The organism is Xanthomonas sp. F1 (assembly GCF_014199855.1).
In genome coordinates, this window is sequence record NZ_JACHOK010000017.1 from 1 (window position 1) to 16,562 (window position 16,562).

At 65.1% G+C, this 16,562-nt stretch carries 13 protein-coding genes and 1 tRNA gene; all 14 read left to right on the top strand.

Translation table 11 applies throughout. The annotated features are described in order from the left end of the window. A partial coding sequence (locus tag GGR71_RS20735; RefSeq protein WP_456362651.1) for an EF-Tu C-terminal domain-related protein occupies positions 1–168 on the top strand: 168 nt, incomplete at its 5' end. 165 nt (positions 169–333) lie between these two features. Continuing rightward, positions 334–409: transfer RNA gene (locus tag GGR71_RS20740), tRNA-Trp, on the top strand. 50 nt (positions 410–459) lie between these two features. Next, entirely contained in the window at positions 460–873 is a 414-nt protein-coding gene (gene secE, locus GGR71_RS20745; protein WP_160959218.1) for a preprotein translocase subunit SecE, read from the top strand. Positions 874–886: 13 nt separating this feature from the next. Next, on the top strand, positions 887–1,444 hold the full coding sequence (gene nusG, locus GGR71_RS20750; RefSeq protein WP_048490043.1) for a transcription termination/antitermination protein NusG: 558 nt from the start codon (positions 887–889) through the stop codon (positions 1,442–1,444). Positions 1,445–1,645: 201 nt separating this feature from the next. Then, positions 1,646–2,074 carry a 50S ribosomal protein L11 gene (gene rplK, locus GGR71_RS20755; protein ID WP_010341342.1) on the top strand — a complete coding sequence of 143 codons (429 nt, stop codon included), beginning with the start codon at positions 1,646–1,648 and terminating at the stop codon, positions 2,072–2,074. Between the two features lie 3 nt (positions 2,075–2,077). Then, positions 2,078–2,776, top strand: a complete 699-nt coding sequence (gene rplA, locus GGR71_RS20760; RefSeq protein ID WP_048490044.1) for a 50S ribosomal protein L1 — start codon at positions 2,078–2,080, stop codon at positions 2,774–2,776. A gap of 485 nt (positions 2,777–3,261) precedes the next feature. Further along, positions 3,262–3,804 carry a 50S ribosomal protein L10 gene (gene rplJ, locus GGR71_RS20765; protein WP_010341340.1) on the top strand — a complete coding sequence of 181 codons (543 nt, stop codon included), beginning with the start codon at positions 3,262–3,264 and terminating at the stop codon, positions 3,802–3,804. 63 nt (positions 3,805–3,867) lie between these two features. Beyond that, complete coding sequence (gene rplL, locus GGR71_RS20770; RefSeq protein ID WP_010341338.1) at positions 3,868–4,236, top strand: 50S ribosomal protein L7/L12; 369 nt, start codon at positions 3,868–3,870, stop codon at positions 4,234–4,236. Between the two features lie 296 nt (positions 4,237–4,532). Next, the gene (gene rpoB / locus GGR71_RS20775) at positions 4,533–8,684 is read left to right on the top strand and encodes a DNA-directed RNA polymerase subunit beta (RefSeq protein ID WP_048490046.1); all 4,152 of its coding nucleotides are present in this window, start codon (positions 4,533–4,535) and stop codon (positions 8,682–8,684) included. A 155-nt stretch (positions 8,685–8,839) separates the two neighbouring features. Further along, complete coding sequence (rpoC, locus tag GGR71_RS20780; RefSeq protein WP_160959221.1) at positions 8,840–13,057, top strand: DNA-directed RNA polymerase subunit beta'; 4,218 nt, start codon at positions 8,840–8,842, stop codon at positions 13,055–13,057. 228 nt (positions 13,058–13,285) lie between these two features. Continuing rightward, positions 13,286–13,660, top strand: coding sequence for a 30S ribosomal protein S12 (gene rpsL / locus GGR71_RS20785; RefSeq protein WP_048490048.1), 375 nt, complete (start codon positions 13,286–13,288; stop codon positions 13,658–13,660). A 12-nt stretch (positions 13,661–13,672) separates the two neighbouring features. After that, positions 13,673–14,140 (top strand): 30S ribosomal protein S7, encoded by a 468-nt coding sequence (gene rpsG, locus GGR71_RS20790; RefSeq protein ID WP_048490049.1) that lies wholly within the window; start codon positions 13,673–13,675, stop codon positions 14,138–14,140. Between the two features lie 140 nt (positions 14,141–14,280). Next, complete coding sequence (fusA, locus tag GGR71_RS20795; RefSeq protein ID WP_160959223.1) at positions 14,281–16,371, top strand: elongation factor G; 2,091 nt, start codon at positions 14,281–14,283, stop codon at positions 16,369–16,371. 90 nt (positions 16,372–16,461) lie between these two features. Continuing rightward, positions 16,462–16,562, top strand: a 101-nt coding sequence (locus tag GGR71_RS20800) for a GTP-binding protein (protein ID WP_031270842.1), incomplete at its 3' end; no start/stop codon positions are given.

Here is a 16,562-nt window from a genome sequence, read left to right on the forward strand (position 1 = left end):
GGTGCGGTGCAGCTGCCGGAAGGCGTGGAGATGGTGATGCCGGGCGATAACGTCAAGATGGTGGTGACGCTGATCAACCCGGTGGCGATGGACGAGGGCCTGCGCTTCGCGATCCGCGAAGGTGGCCGTACCGTCGGCGCCGGCGTGGTGGCCAAGATCATCAAGTAATGCCCTCCGGCGGCCAAGGCCGCCGGGCTCGACGGCAGGATGGCGGCCTTGGTCGCCGGAATCCGACGAGGTGCAGGCGGCTCCGGCCGCCGGGTTCAGCGAAGGGCGGGCCGGAACCTTCGGTCCGCCTTCGCCGTCTCAGGGAAGTGCAGTCGTTCTTACTACACGCCAGTAGCTCAATTGGCAGAGCAGCGGTCTCCAAAACCGCAGGTTGGGGGTTCGAGTCCCTCCTGGCGTGCCAATCTGCCGCTCCCTATCCAGTGACCTCGGTCGCATAGCAGCAAGAGTCGGATGAACAGCAAGATCGAGCATTCCAAAGGCCCCGCCGCGTCTTCTGGCGGCGATATCGTCAAGTACGTCATCGCAGCGCTGCTGGTGATTGCGGGCCTGTTCGTCTGGTTCTGGTTCGGAGAGCCGAGCCGCGCGACGCAGCTGGGAAGCTGGTCCGGTCCGCTGCGCGCACTGGCAGTGATCGCTGGCCTGGCTGCCGGCGCGGCGGTGTTCCTGCTGACCGCCAAGGGGCGCGAAGGTCGCGAGTTCCTGTCCGAATCCCGCTTCGAGCTGCGCAAGGTGGTGTGGCCGACCCGTCAGGAAGCCATCCGTACCACCTGGGTGGTGATCGTGGTGGTGATCATTCTGAGTCTGTTGCTGGGCGGGTTCGATTTCCTGATCCAGAAGCTGATGCAGTGGTTCGTGAGCCGTTGAGGAGAGTGCAGCAGTGAAGCGTTGGTATGTCGTTCACGCCTATTCAGGCTTCGAGAAGTCCGTGGCCCAAGCGCTGCGCGACCGTATTGTGCGTGACGAGATGCAGGAGCGCTTCGGCGACGTGCTGGTCCCCACCGAGGAAGTGATCGAAATGCGTTCCGGCCAGAAGCGCCGTTCCGAGCGCAAGTTCTTCCCGGGCTACGTGCTGGTGCAGATCGAGACCCATGACGAAGGCGGCATTCCGCGCATCGACAACGAAAGCTGGCACTTGGTCAAGGAAACGCCGAAGGTGATGGGCTTCATCGGCGGCACCGCCGACCGTCCGCTGCCGATCCGCGACGAAGAGGCCGATGCGATCCTGCAGCGCGTCCAGGATGGCGTGGAGAAGCCGCGTCCGAAGGTGCTGTTCGAGCCGGGCCAGATGGTCCGCGTCACCGATGGTCCGTTCAATGACTTCAACGGCGTGGTCGAGGAAGTCAACTACGAGAAGAGCCGCCTGCGCGTGGCGGTGCTGATCTTCGGTCGTTCCACCCCGGTGGAGCTGGAATTCGGCCAGGTCGAGAAGGCCTGAGCCTGCCCCGGCGCGGCTGCGCCGAGCGCCAAAATCTCTGCTATACTGCGCGGCTCCCTGTCCAGGCAAGCCGCCGGGCAGAACGGAAGCCGCCGCAAGGCGGCTTTCTGCGCACTTCAAAAAACGTGATGGCGGGACACGTGATTTTCCCGTCGCGATGGGGAGCCTGCGGTTCAGGCGCTAGCACCCGGAGACACTAAAATGGCAAAGAAAGTCGTCGGTTACATCAAGCTGCAGGTGAAGGCCGGTCAGGCCAACCCCTCGCCGCCGGTCGGTCCTGCGCTGGGTCAGCGCGGTCTGAACATCATGGAATTCTGCAAGGCGTTCAATGCCGCCACGCAGAAGCTGGAGCCGGGCCTGCCGACTCCGGTCATCATCACGGCCTATTCGGACCGTACCTTCACCTTCGTCACCAAGAGCACCCCGGCCAGCGTGCTGCTGAAGAAGGCCGCGGGCGTCAGCTCCGGCTCCAAGCGCCCGAACACCGAGAAGGTGGGCAAGGTGACCCGCAAGCAGCTCGAAGAGATCGCCAAGGCGAAGGAAGCCGACCTGACGGCGGCGGAGCTGGAAGCGGCGGTACGCACGATTGCGGGTTCCGCCCGCAGCATGGGCCTGACGGTGGAGGGTTAAGCAATGGCACAGACCAAGCGACAGAAAGCGATCCGTGCTGCCGTGCAGCCGGGCAAGGCGTATTCGATCGACGAAGCGCTGAAGATCGTCAAGACCACCAGCAAGGCCAAGTTCGTCGAAGCCGTCGACGTGGCCGTGCGCCTGGGCGTGGACGCCAAGAAGTCCGACCAGCAGGTGCGCGGTTCCACCGTGCTGCCCGCCGGCACCGGCAAGAGCGTGCGCGTGGCGGTGTTCGCCCCCGCCGGCGCCAAGGCCGATGAGGCGCTGGCCGCCGGTGCCGAAGCCGTCGGCATGGACGACCTAGCCGAGAAGATGCAGGGCGGCGACCTGAACTACGACGTGGTCATCGCCACCCCGGACGCGATGCGCGTCGTCGGCAAGCTGGGCACCTTGCTGGGCCCGCGCGGCCTGATGCCGAACCCCAAGGTCGGCACCGTGTCCGCCAACCCGGCCGAAGCGGTCAAGAACGCGAAGTCGGGCCAGGTGCGCTACCGCACCGACAAGGCCGGCATCATCCACTGCACCATCGGCAAGGCCAGCTTCGAAGACGACGCGCTGAAGAGCAACCTGCAGGCGCTGCTGCTGGACCTGGTCAAGGCCAAGCCGGCGACCTCGAAGGGCACCTACCTGCAGAAGATCTCGGTGAGCTCGACCATGGGTCCGGGCGTCACCATCGATCAGGCCTCGCTGTCCCTGAAGTAATCGCAACACGGCGCCGCCCGCGAGGTGCGGCGCCGGTGTCACCCTTTTGAAGGCGTCGCCCGGGGGCAACCCGACGCGAAGCCGTCAAAGACCGCAGGCGCGGTCTGCGCACACCGACGACGGGCACGGAAGCTCGAAATGGCAAGGAGTCGCCGTCGGTACAGCGGGATCGCTTAATCCAGTCCCCTCGGGGACGCGCCGGCGTAGATGGTGCCGCCTTTCTGGAGTTTTTCTGGTGCAGGCCAGCCCGGTGTTCCGGGCGCGCTCACTCCAGGTCTGGAACGGCCACCAACTGGGATGCCATGCGGCATCCCCGGCATCCAGGACGGAGGCCGCCCAGGACCGCAAGCGGCAGGAGCCGCGAGCGGAGTAAGTTTGAAGCAGGGATTCGAGATTGGAAATTGGGGATTGGCAAGAGCGGCGCCGCTGCTCCTGACGAATTCCGAACCACCAATCCCAACTCCCGGCTTTAACGGAGGAGTGCAATGGCTCTCAATCTGTCCCAGAAGCAAGAAGTCGTCGCCGAACTGGCCGACGTCGCCGCGAAGGCCCACTCCTTGGTTGCTGCCGAGTACGCCGGCATCACGGTCTCGCAAATGACCGCGATGCGCAAGAAGGCGCGCGAAACCGGTGTGTACTTGCGTGTTGTCAAGAACACCCTGGCCGCGCGTGCCGTTGCCGGTACCGAATACGAGTGCGTCCAGGACGCGCTGGTCGGTCCGCTGCTGTATGCGTTCTCGACGGAAGAACCCGGCGCTGCCGGTCGTCTGATCAAGGAATTCGCCAAGGGTAACGACAAGCTGCAGGCCAAGGTCGTGTCGCTGGGTGGTCAGCTGTATCCGGCCGCTCATCTCGAGGTGTTGGCGTCGCTGCCGACCCGCGAGCAGGCGCTGGCCATGCTGGCACGCGTCCTGGCCGAGCCGGCGAGCATGTTCGCCCGTGCGGTCAAGGCTGTGGGCGACAAGCAGGGTGGCGGCGACGCCGCGCCCGCCGACGCCGAAGCGGAAGCCCCGGCCGAAACGGCTTAAGTTCGCGACACCTGAAACGGTTCACTAGAACCTCATCCAGAAAAAATTCCAAAGGTAATCACAATGTCCCTGTCTAACGAGCAGATCGTCGACGCAATCGCCGAAAAGACCCTCATGGAAGTGATGGAGCTGGTCAAGGCCATCGAAGACAAGTTCGGCGTCTCCGCCGCCGCCCCGGTCGCCGCTGCCGGTCCGGCCGTGGCCGCCGCGCCGGTCGAAGAGCAGACCGAGTTCAACGTCATCCTGATCGACGCCGGCGCCAAGAAGGTCGACGTCATCAAGGCCGTCCGCGCCATCACCGGCCTGGGCCTGAAGGAAGCCAAGGACCTCACCGAGGCCGGCGGCGTGCTGAAGGAAGCCGTGTCGAAGGAAGACGCCGACAAGTTCAAGAAGGACCTGGAAGCCGCTGGCGCGAAGGTCGAAGTCAAGTAAGCAGTCCCTTGCATCGCCAGCCGTTCGAGGCGATGCACTGAAGGCTGGGGGCGAAAGCCCCCGGCCTTTGGCCGTTGTTGTAACGCCGGGATTGGATATTCGGCATTGGAGATTCGAGGGGCGGTCGTCGACCCATCCCGAATCCCGTCATCCCCAATCTCGGCTTCACCGAGTTGGTAGTTGGAAGTAGCGGGAGAAGGCGTGCTGGTGCCGGCAATACCAGCGACTTCCAACTGACAATTTATGTTCACTCAGGGCCGCGGACGCGTGGCCCGCATCAGCCAAGGTGATACCTCATGACGTCTTATTCGTTCACCGAAAAGAAGCGTATCCGCAAGGACTTCGGCAAGCAGCGCTCGATCCTCGAAGTGCCGTTCCTGCTCGCCATCCAGGTGGATTCCTACCGCGAGTTCCTGCAGGAGAACACCGACCCGAACAAGCGTTCGGACCACGGCCTGCACGCGGCCCTGAAATCGGTGTTCCCGATCTCCAGCTACAGCGGCAACGCGGCGCTGGAGTACGTCGGCTACAAGCTCGGCGAACCGGTGTTCGACGAGCGTGAATGCCGTCAGCGCGGCATGAGCTACGGCGCGCCGCTGCGCGTGACCGTGCGCCTGGTGATCTACGACCGCGAGTCCTCGACCAAGGCGATCAAGTACGTCAAGGAGCAGGAAGTCTACCTCGGCGAAATCCCGCTGATGACCGACAATGGCACCTTCATCGTCAACGGCACCGAGCGCGTCATCGTCTCGCAGCTGCACCGCTCGCCGGGCGTGTTCTTCGACCACGACCGCGGCAAGACCCACAGCTCGGGCAAGCTGCTGTACAGCGCCCGCATCATTCCGTACCGCGGCTCCTGGCTGGACTTCGAGTTCGACCCGAAGGACGCGCTGTTCACCCGTATCGACCGCCGCCGCAAGCTGCCGGTGTCGATCCTGCTGCGCGCGCTCGGCTACTCGAACGAGGAGATGCTGTCCGAGTTCTTCGAGATCAACACCTTCCACATCGACCCGAAGGAAGGCGTGCAGCTGGAGCTGGTGCCCGAGCGCCTGCGCGGCGAGACCCTGAACTTCGACCTGGCCGATGGCGACAAGGTCATCGTCGAAGCCGGCAAGCGCATCACCGCGCGCCACGTCAAGCAACTCGAGGCCGCCGGCGTCGCCGCGCTGGCCGTGCCCGATGACTACCTGGTCGGCCGCATCCTGTCGCACGACGTGGTCGATGCTTCGACCGGCGAACTGCTGGCCAGCGCCAACGACGAAATCAGCGAAGACCAGCTCAATGCCTTCCGCAAGGCCGGCGTCGACGCCGTGGGCACGCTGTGGGTCAACGACCTGGATCGCGGTCCGTACCTGTCCAACACCCTGCGCATCGATCCGACCAAGACCCAGCTCGAGGCGCTGGTCGAGATCTACCGCATGATGCGTCCGGGCGAGCCGCCGACCAAGGACGCCGCGCAGAACCTGTTCCACAACCTGTTCTTCACCTTCGAGCGCTACGACCTGTCCACGGTCGGCCGCATGAAGTTCAACCGCCGTGTCGGCCGCAAGGAAGTCACCGGCGAGTCGGTGCTGTACGACAAGAAGTACTTCGGCGAGCGCAACGACGAAGAGTCCAAGCGGCTGGTCGCCGAGCACGCCGACAGCTCCGACATCCTGGACGTGATCAAGGTCCTGACCGAGATCCGCAACGGCCGCGGCGTGGTCGACGACATCGACCACCTGGGCAACCGTCGCGTGCGTTCGGTCGGCGAAATGGCCGAGAACGTGTTCCGCGTGGGCCTGGTCCGCGTCGAGCGCGCGGTCAAGGAGCGCCTGTCGATGGCCGAGTCCGAAGGCCTGACCCCGCAGGAGCTGATCAACGCCAAGCCGGTGGCCGCCGCGATCAAGGAGTTCTTCGGCTCCTCGCAGCTGTCGCAGTTCATGGACCAGAACAACCCGCTGTCGGAAGTGACGCACAAGCGTCGCGTCTCCGCGCTGGGCCCGGGCGGCCTGACCCGCGAGCGCGCCGGCTTCGAAGTGCGCGACGTGCATCCGACCCACTACGGCCGCGTCTGCACCATCGAAACGCCGGAAGGCCCGAACATCGGCCTGATCAACTCGCTGGCGGTGTACGCCCGCACCAACCAGTACGGCTTCCTGGAGACGCCGTACCGTAAGGTCGTGGACGGCCAGATCACCGACGAGGTCGAGTACCTGTCGGCGATCGAAGAGAACGAGTACGTCATCGCCCAGGCCAACGCGCTGCACGACGCCAAGAGCCGCCTGACCGAGCAGTTCGTGCCGTGCCGTTACCAGGGCGAGTCGCTGCTGAAGCCGCCGGCGGAAGTGCACTTCATGGACGTGTCGCCGATGCAGACCGTGTCGATCGCGGCCGCACTGGTGCCGTTCCTGGAGCACGACGACGCCAACCGCGCGCTGATGGGCGCCAACATGCAGCGCCAGGCCGTGCCGACGCTGCGCGCGCAGAAGCCGCTGGTCGGTACCGGCATCGAGCGCGCGGTGGCGCGCGACTCGGGCGTGACCGTGAACGCGCGCCGTGGCGGCGTGATCGAGCAGATCGACGCCGGCCGCATCGTGGTCAAGGTCAACGAGGCCGAGATCGGCGGCGGCACCGACGCCGGCGTCGACATCTACAACCTGATCAAGTACACGCGTTCCAACCAGAACACCTGCATCAACCAGCGTCCGCTGGTGAACGTGGGCGACGTGATCGCGCGCGGCGACGTGCTGGCCGACGGTCCCTCGACCGACATCGGCGAACTGGCCCTGGGCCAGAACATGCTGATCGCGTTCATGCCGTGGAACGGCTACAACTTCGAAGACTCCATCCTGCTCTCCGAGCGCGTGGTGGAAGAGGATCGCTACACCACGATCCACATCGAAGAACTGACCTGCGTGGCGCGCGACACCAAGCTGGGGCCGGAGGAGATCTCCGCCGACATCCCCAATGTGTCCGAGCAGGCGCTGAACCGTCTGGACGAGAGCGGCGTGGTGTACATCGGTGCGGAAGTGCGCGCCGGCGACATCATGGTCGGCAAGGTCACGCCGAAGGGCGAGAGCCAGCTGACCCCGGAAGAGAAGCTGCTGCGCGCGATCTTCGGCGAGAAGGCCTCGGACGTGAAGGACAGCTCGCTGCGCGTGCCGCCGGGCATGGACGGCACCGTCATCGACGTGCAGGTGTTCACCCGCGACGGCATCGAGAAGGACAAGCGCGCCCGCCAGATCGAGGAAAACGAGATCAAGCGGGTCAAGAAGGACTTCGACGACCAGTTCCGCATCCTGGAAAGCGCGATCTATGCGCGTCTGCGTGGCCAGCTGATCGGCAAGGTCGCCAACGGCGGTCCGAACCTGAAGAAGGGCGACACCGTCAGCGACGCCTACCTGGACGGCCTGAAGAAGTCCGACTGGTTCGCGCTGCGCATGAAGGACGAGGACGCCTCCGAGGCGATCGAGCGCGCGCAGAAGCAGATCCAGGCGCACGAGAAGGAGTTCGAGCGTCGCTTCGCCGACAAGCGCGGCAAGATCACCGCCGGCGACGACCTCGCCCCGGGCGTGCTGAAGATGGTCAAGGTGTTCCTGGCGGTGAAGCGCCGCATCCAGCCCGGCGACAAGATGGCCGGTCGCCACGGCAACAAGGGTGTCGTGTCGATGATCCAGCCGATCGAGGACATGCCGTACATGGCCAACGGCGAGACCGTGGACATCGTGCTGAACCCGCTGGGCGTGCCGTCGCGTATGAACATCGGTCAGGTGCTGGAAGTGCACCTGGGCTGGGCCGCCAAGGGCCTGGGTCGCAAGATCCAGAACATGCTCGAGGCCCAGGCCAAGGTCGCCGACCTGCGCAAGTTCCTGGCGCAGATCTACAACCACGACCAGAAGCTGGGCGAGGACCGCGTGGATCTGGACCAGTTCAGCGACGCGGAGCTGCTGGCGTTGTCGAAGAACCTGACCGACGGCGTGCCGATGGCCACCCCGGTGTTCGACGGTGCCACCGAGGCCGAGATCAAGCACATGCTCGAACTCGCCGACCTGCCGATCAGCGGCCAGACCCAGCTGTACGACGGCCGCACCGGCGAGGCGTTCGATCGCCACACCACGGTCGGCTACATGCACATGCTGAAGCTGAACCACCTGGTCGACGACAAGATGCACGCGCGCTCCACCGGCCCGTACTCGCTGGTCACCCAGCAGCCGCTGGGCGGCAAGGCGCAGTTCGGCGGCCAGCGCTTCGGTGAAATGGAAGTCTGGGCGCTGGAAGCCTACGGCGCGGCCTACACCCTGCAGGAAATGCTGACGGTGAAGTCCGACGACGTGCAGGGCCGCAACCAGATGTACAAGAACATCGTCGACGGCGAGCACGAGATGGTCGCCGGCATGCCGGAGTCCTTCAACGTGCTGGTGAAGGAAATCCGCTCGCTGGCGATCAACATGGAACTGGAAGACTGAGGGGCCGGGACCCGGGGTCCCGGACCCGGGACTCGGAAAAGCCAGGAGCGCAGCCGCTCTGCTTTTCCGGGTCCCCGGTCCCGGGTCCCGCGTCCCGATAGAACCCTTTTCGCCCCCGTCCTCGATACGAAATTCCTCCGACCCGGAGATACCCAATGAAAGACCTGCTCAACCTCTTCAACCAGCAGCGCCAGACGCTGGACTTCGACGCGATCAAGATCGCGTTGGCCTCGCCGGACCTGATCCGTTCGTGGTCCTTCGGCGAAGTGAAGAAGCCGGAAACCATCAACTACCGGACCTTCAAGCCCGAGCGCGACGGCCTGTTCTGCGCCGCCATCTTCGGCCCGATCAAGGACTACGAGTGCCTGTGCGGCAAGTACAAGCGCATGAAGCACCGCGGCGTGGTCTGCGAGAAGTGCGGCACCGAAGTGACCCTGGCCAAGGTGCGTCGCGAGCGCATGGGCCACATCGACCTGGCCTCGCCGGTCGCGCACATCTGGTTCCTGAAGTCGCTGCCGTCGCGCATCGGCCTGATGCTGGACATGACCCTGCGCGACATCGAGCGCGTGCTGTACTTCGAAGCCTACGTGGTGACCGAGCCGGGCCTGACCGCGCTTGAGCGCCGCCAGCTGCTGACCGAAGAGCAGTACCTGACCGCGCGCCAGGAGCACGGCGACGACTTCGACGCCGCCATGGGCGCCGAAGCGGTGTACGAACTGCTGCGCACCATCGACCTGCAGTCGGAAATGACCCGCCTGCGCGAAGAGATCGCCAGCACCGGTTCGGAAACCAAGCTCAAGCGCCTGACCAAGCGCATCAAGCTGATCGAGGCCTTCATCGAGTCCGGCAACCGTCCGGAGTGGATGGTGATGACCGTGCTGCCGGTGCTGCCGCCGGATCTGCGCCCGCTGGTGCCGCTGGACGGCGGCCGCTTCGCGACCTCCGATCTGAACGACCTGTACCGCCGCGTCATCAACCGCAACAACCGCCTGCGCCGCCTGCTCGAGCTGAACGCGCCGGACATCATCGTGCGCAACGAAAAGCGCATGCTGCAGGAATCGGTCGATGCGCTGCTGGACAACGGCCGTCGCGGCCGCGCCATCACCGGCACCAACAAGCGCCCGCTGAAGTCGCTGGCCGACATGATCAAGGGCAAGCAGGGCCGGTTCCGCCAGAACCTGCTCGGCAAGCGCGTGGACTACTCCGGTCGTTCGGTGATCGTGGTCGGCCCGACCCTGCGTCTGCACGAGTGCGGCCTGCCGAAGAAGATGGCGCTGGAGCTGTTCAAGCCGTTCGTGTTCGCCAAGCTGCAGCGTCGCGGCCTGGCCACCACCATCAAGGCCGCCAAGAAGCTGGTCGAGCGCGAAGAAGCCGAAGTCTGGGACATCCTGGAAGAGGTGATCCGCGAGCACCCGGTGCTGCTGAACCGTGCGCCGACCCTGCACCGCCTGGGCATCCAGGCGTTCGAGCCGGTGCTGATCGAAGGCAAGGCGATCCAGCTGCACCCGCTGGTCTGCACCGCGTTCAACGCCGACTTCGACGGTGACCAGATGGCCGTGCACGTGCCGCTGTCGCTGGAGGCGCAGCTGGAAGCGCGCGCGCTGATGATGTCCACCAACAACATCCTGTCGCCGGCCAACGGCGAGCCGATCATCGTGCCGTCGCAGGACGTGGTGCTGGGCCTGTACTACATGAGCCGCGCCCTGGAGAACAAGAAGGGCGAGGGCATGGTCTTCGCCAACATCGCCGAAGTGAAGCGCGCCTACGACAACCGTGCGGTCGAACTGCATGCCAAGGTCAAGGTCCGCATCACCGAGACGGTGATCGACGAAGAAGGCAACCGCAGCAAGAAGACCTCGATCGTGGACACCACGATCGGGCGCGCGCTGCTGGCCGAGATCCTGCCGGAAGGCCTGCCGTTCGCGCTGGCCAACACCGAGCTGACCAAGAAGAACATCAGCCGCCTGATCAACTCCAGCTACCGCCAGCTGGGTCTGAAGGACAGCGTCGTGTTCGCCGACAAGCTGATGTACACCGGCTTCGCCTACGCGACCCGCGCCGGCGTGTCGATCGGCATCGACGACATGCTGATCCCGTCGGAGAAGAAGGGCATCCTCGGCGAAGCCGAGCAGGAAGTGCTGGAAATCCAGGAGCAGTACCAGTCCGGTCTGGTCACCGCCGGCGAGCGCTACAACAAGGTCGTGGACATCTGGTCGCGTACCAACGAGCGCATCGCCAAGGCGATGATGGACACCATCGGCACCGAGAAGGTGGTCAACGCCAAGGGCGAGACCATCGACCAGAAGTCGATGAACTCGCTGTACATCATGGCCGACTCCGGTGCGCGTGGTAGCCAGGCGCAGATCCGTCAGCTGGCCGGCATGCGCGGCCTGATGGCCCGCCCGGACGGCTCGATCATCGAGACGCCGATCAAGGCGAACTTCCGCGAAGGCCTGAACGTGCAGGAGTACTTCAACTCCACCCACGGTGCCCGTAAGGGTCTGGCCGATACCGCGCTGAAGACCGCCAACTCCGGTTACCTGACCCGTCGCCTGGTCGACGTGGCGCAGGACGTGGTGATCACCGAGCCCGATTGCGGCACCACCGACGGCCTGACCATGACCCCGATCGTGGAAGGCGGCGACGTGGTCGAGCCGCTGCGCGACCGCGTGCTCGGCCGCGTGGTGGCCGAGGACGTGTTCCTGCCGGGCAACGACGAGGATCCGATCGTCACCCGCAACACCCTGCTCGACGAGCAGTGGGTGGCCAAGCTGGAAGAGGCCGGCGTGCAGTCGGTCAAGGTCCGCTCGACCATCACCTGCGAATCGGCGTTCGGCGTGTGCGCGCGCTGCTACGGCCGCGACCTGGCCCGTGGCCACCTGGTCAACATCGGCGAAGCGGTCGGCGTCATCGCCGCGCAGTCGATCGGCGAGCCGGGTACCCAGCTGACCATGCGTACCTTCCACATCGGCGGCGCGGCCTCGCGTGCGGCGGCGGTGGACAACATCACGGTCAAGACCACCGGTTCGATCAAGTTCAACAACCTGAAGTCGGTCGAGCACGCCAACGGTTCGCTGGTGGCGGTGTCGCGCTCGGGCGAACTGTCGGTGCTCGACGGCCACGGCCGCGAGCGCGAGCGCTACAAGCTGCCGTACGGTGCCACCATCACCGCCAAGGACGGCGATGCCGTCAAGGCCGGCCAGTCGGTGGCGAACTGGGATCCGCACAATCACCCGATCGTGTCGGAAGTGGCCGGTTTCATCCGCTTCATCGACTTCATCGACGGCGTCACCGTCATCGAGAAGACCGACGAACTGACCGGCTTGGCCTCGCGCGAGATCACCGATCCGAAGCGTCGCGGCACCCAGGCCAAGGACCTGCGCCCGATCGTGCGCATCGTCGACGGCAAGGGCAACGACCTGACCATCCCGGGCACCGATCTGCCGGCGCAGTACCTGCTGCCGCCGCGCTCGATCGTCAACCTGCAGGACGGCGCGCCGGTCGGCGTGGGCGACGTGGTCGCCAAGATCCCGCAGGAAGCGTCCAAGACCCGCGACATCACCGGTGGTCTGCCGCGCGTGGCCGACCTGTTCGAAGCGCGCAAGCCGAAGGATCCGGCGATCCTGGCCGAGCGTTCGGGCATCATCAGCTTCGGCAAGGACACCAAGGGCAAGCAGCGCCTGATCATCAAGGACACCGACGGGTCGGAGCACGAAGAGCTGATCCCGAAGTATCGCCAGATCATCGTGTTCGAAGGCGAACACGTGGCCAAGGGCGAAACCGTGGTGGACGGCGAGCCGAGCCCGCAGGACATCCTGCGCCTGCTGGGCGTCGAGCCGCTGGCCGCGTACCTGGTCAAGGAAATCCAGGACGTGTACCGCCTGCAGGGCGTGAAGATCAACGACAAGCACATCGAGGTCATCACCCGGCAGATGCTGCGCAAGGTCGAGATCACCGACCAGGGCAACAGCAAGTTCCTCAACGGCGAGCAGGCCGAGCGCCAGCGCGTCATCGAGGAGAACGCCCGGCTGGCGACCCGCAACGAGCTGCCGGCCAAGTACGACCCGGTGCTGCTGGGCATCACCAAGGCCTCGCTGGCCACCGAGTCGTTCATCTCGGCCGCATCGTTCCAGGAGACCACCCGCGTCCTCACCGAGGCGGCGGTCCGCGGCACCAGCGATACGCTGCGCGGCCTGAAGGAAAACGTGATCGTGGGTCGCCTGATCCCGGCCGGTACCGGTCTGGCGTACCACAACACGCGCCGCCGCAATGCCAGCGGCCTGACCGAGTCGGAGATGCAGACCCTGTCCGGCGGCAGCGCCGAGCCGGCGGTCGAAGCTCCCGCGCCGACGGCTGCCGGTAGCGAAGAGTAAGCAGCAAGCCGGACCGGTCCCGTGCTCGCGGGGCCGGTCTACCAAGCGAAAGGGGGCGCAGCGGAAGCGCCCCGTATTCCGGCCCCGGATGGGCCAGCAAGTGAAGTCCGTCGTGTTGACGGCGCTTTGACTTGCCCGCTATACTTTCCTGTCTCGGCAGGCCGTCCTTCGGCCTGCCTTCGTTTTCACGCATCCAGGCCCGACGGCCTCAATCAGAAGAATCCACTGATGGCGACGATCAACCAGCTGGTCCGCAAGCCGCGGCAGGCGACCACCTACAAGAGCGCCTCTCCGGCGCTGGACAAGTGCCCGCAGCGCCGTGGCGTCTGCACGCGCGTGTACACCACCACCCCGAAGAAGCCGAACTCGGCCCTGCGTAAGGTCGCCAAGGTGCGCCTGACCAACCAGGAAGAGGTCATCAGCTACATCGGCGGCGAAGGCCACAACCTGCAGGAGCACTCCGTGGTCCTGATCCGCGGCGGTCGCGTCAAGGACCTGCCGGGCGTGCGCTACCACACCGTGCGCGGTTCGCTCGATGCCGCCGGCGTCGCCAAGCGTCGCCAGGGTCGTTCCAAGTACGGCGCCAAGCGCCCGAAGAAGTAAGGGGAAGTCCACATGTCTCGTAAAGGTAATACGCCGCAGCGCGCCGTCCTCCCGGATCCCAAGCACGGGAGCGAAACCATTGCCCGCTTCATCAACATGGTGATGCTGAGCGGCAAGAAGTCGGTCGCCGAAAAGATCGTCTACGGCGCGATGGACGTCATCGGCGAGAAGAACCCCAACGCTGTCGAGCTGGTGCAGAAGGCGCTGGACAACGTCGCTCCGGCGGTCGAGGTCAAGTCGCGCCGCGTCGGCGGTGCCACCTACCAGGTGCCGGTCGAGGTGCGTTCCTCCCGTCGCATGGCGCTGGCGATGCGTTGGCTGATCGACTCGGCGCGCAAGCGCGGCGAGAACTCGATGCCGCGCAAGCTTGCTGCCGAGCTGGTCGATGCCTCGGAAAACCGTGGCGGCGCCATCAAGAAGCGCGAAGAGACTCACCGCATGGCGGAAGCGAACAAGGCGTTCGCGCACTACCGCTGGTGACCTTCCGGGCCTTGGAAACGGGGCCCGTCAGCACTATCTAGAAGTGCTGCTAGCTGCGCCGTCGCGCGCGGCACAAATCCGAAGGCCGCCGCAAGGCGGCGTTCGGCCATCCGAAATCCAAGAAATTTGAGAGGCTCCCTGTGGCCCGTACCACTCCCATCGAGCGTTACCGCAACTTCGGCATCATGGCCCACATCGATGCCGGCAAGACCACCACCTCCGAACGCATCCTGTTCTACACCGGCGTCAGCCACAAGATCGGCGAGGTGCATGACGGTGCCGCGACGATGGACTGGATGGAGCAGGAGCAGGAGCGCGGCATCACCATCACCTCCGCCGCGACCACCGCGTTCTGGACCGGCATGGACAAGTCGCTGCCGCAGCACCGTTTCAACATCATCGATACCCCCGGGCACGTCGACTTCACCATCGAAGTCGAGCGTTCGCTGCGCGTGCTCGACGGCGCGGTGTTCGTGCTGTGCGCGGTCGGCGGCGTGCAGCCGCAGTCCGAGACCGTGTGGCGCCAGGCCAACAAGTACGCGGTGCCGCGCCTTGCCTTCGTCAACAAGATGGACCGCACCGGCGCCAACTTCGACAAGGTGGTCGAGCAGTTGAAGTCGCGCCTGGGTGCGTACCCGGTGCCGATGCAGGTGCCGATCGGCGCCGAAGACGGCTTCGAGGGCGTGGTCGACCTGGTCAAGATGAAGGCGATCCATTGGGATACCGCCTCGCAGGGCACCGTGTTCGAATACCGCGACATCCCCGCGCACCTGGTCGACAAGGCCACCGAGGCACGTGCGTTCATGGTCGAGGCCGCGGCCGAAGCCAATGAAGAACTGATGGACAAGTACCTCAACGAGGGCGACCTGTCCGAGGCCGAGATCCTGGGCGGTCTGCGCGAGCGCACCCTGAAGGTGGAAGTGGTGCCGGTGTACTGCGGCACTGCGTTCAAGAACAAGGGCGTGCAGGCCATGCTCGACGGCGTGATCCAGATGCTGCCGTCGCCCAGCGACCGTCCGCCGGTCAAGGGCATCGACGAGGACGACCAGGAAGACAGCCGTCCGGCCACCGACACCGCGCCGTTCTCCGCGCTGGCGTTCAAGATCATGACCGATCCGTTCGTCGGCTCGCTGACCTTCTTCCGCGTCTACTCGGGCACGCTGAACTCCGGCGACCAGGTGTACAACCCGGTCAAGTCGAAGAAGGAGCGCGTGGGTCGCATCCTGCAGATGCACTCCAACAACCGCGAAGAGATCAAGGAAGTGCGCGCGGGCGACATCGCCGCGGCGGTGGGCCTGAAGGATGTCACCACCGGCGACACGCTGTGTGCGCAGGACAACATCATCATCCTGGAGCGCATGGTGTTCCCGGAGCCGGTGATCTCGATGGCGGTCGAGCCGAAGACCAAGTCGGACCAGGAAAAGATGGGTATCGCGCTGAGCCGTCTGGCGCAGGAAGATCCCTCGTTCCGCGTCAACACCGACGAAGAGTCCGGCCAGACCATCATCCGCGGCATGGGCGAGTTGCACCTGGAAATCATGGTCGACCGCATGAAGCGCGAGTTCAACGTCGAGGCCAACGTCGGCAAGCCGCAGGTGGCCTACCGCGAGACCATCCGCAAGGCGGTCAAGCAGGAAGGCAAGTTCGTGCGTCAGTCCGGCGGTAAGGGCCAGTACGGTCATGTCGTGCTCGAGATCGAGCCGCAGGAGCGTGGCCTGGGCTACACCTTCGAGAACGCGATCGTCGGCGGCGTGGTGCCGAAGGAATACATCCCGGCGGTGGACAAGGGCATCCAGGAAGCGGTGGCCAACGGCGTGATGGCCGGCTACCCGATCGTGGACGTCAAGGTGCGCCTGATCGACGGTTCGTACCATGACGTCGACTCCTCGGAAATGGCGTTCAAGATCGCCGGCTCGATGGGCTTCAAGGAAGGCTTCAACAAGGCCAACCCGGTGCTGCTGGAGCCGATCATGAAGGTCGAGGTGGTGACGCCGGAAGACTACCTGGGTGATGTGATGGGCGACGTCAGCCGTCGTCGCGGCATCCTGCAGGGTCAGGACGACAGCCCGTCGGGCAAGGTGATCAACGCGATGGTGCCGCTGGGCGAAATGTTCGGCTACGCCACCACGCTGCGCTCGATGTCGCAGGGTCGCGCCACGTTCTCGATGGAGTTCGACCACTACGCTGAAGCGCCGGCCAACATCGCCGAAGCGGTCATCAAGAAGAGCTGAGACTAGAGCGACGGGATGCGTGCGGCGGACCCGATCCGCGCCGCATCCCGTGCTCTGTTCCCCCAATACGAATCACGAGGTAGAGAAGACATGGCAAAGGGTAAGTTCGAGCGCACCAAGCCGCACGTCAACGTCGGCACCATCGGTCACGTCGACCACGGCAAGACCACGCTGACCGCGGCGCTGACCAA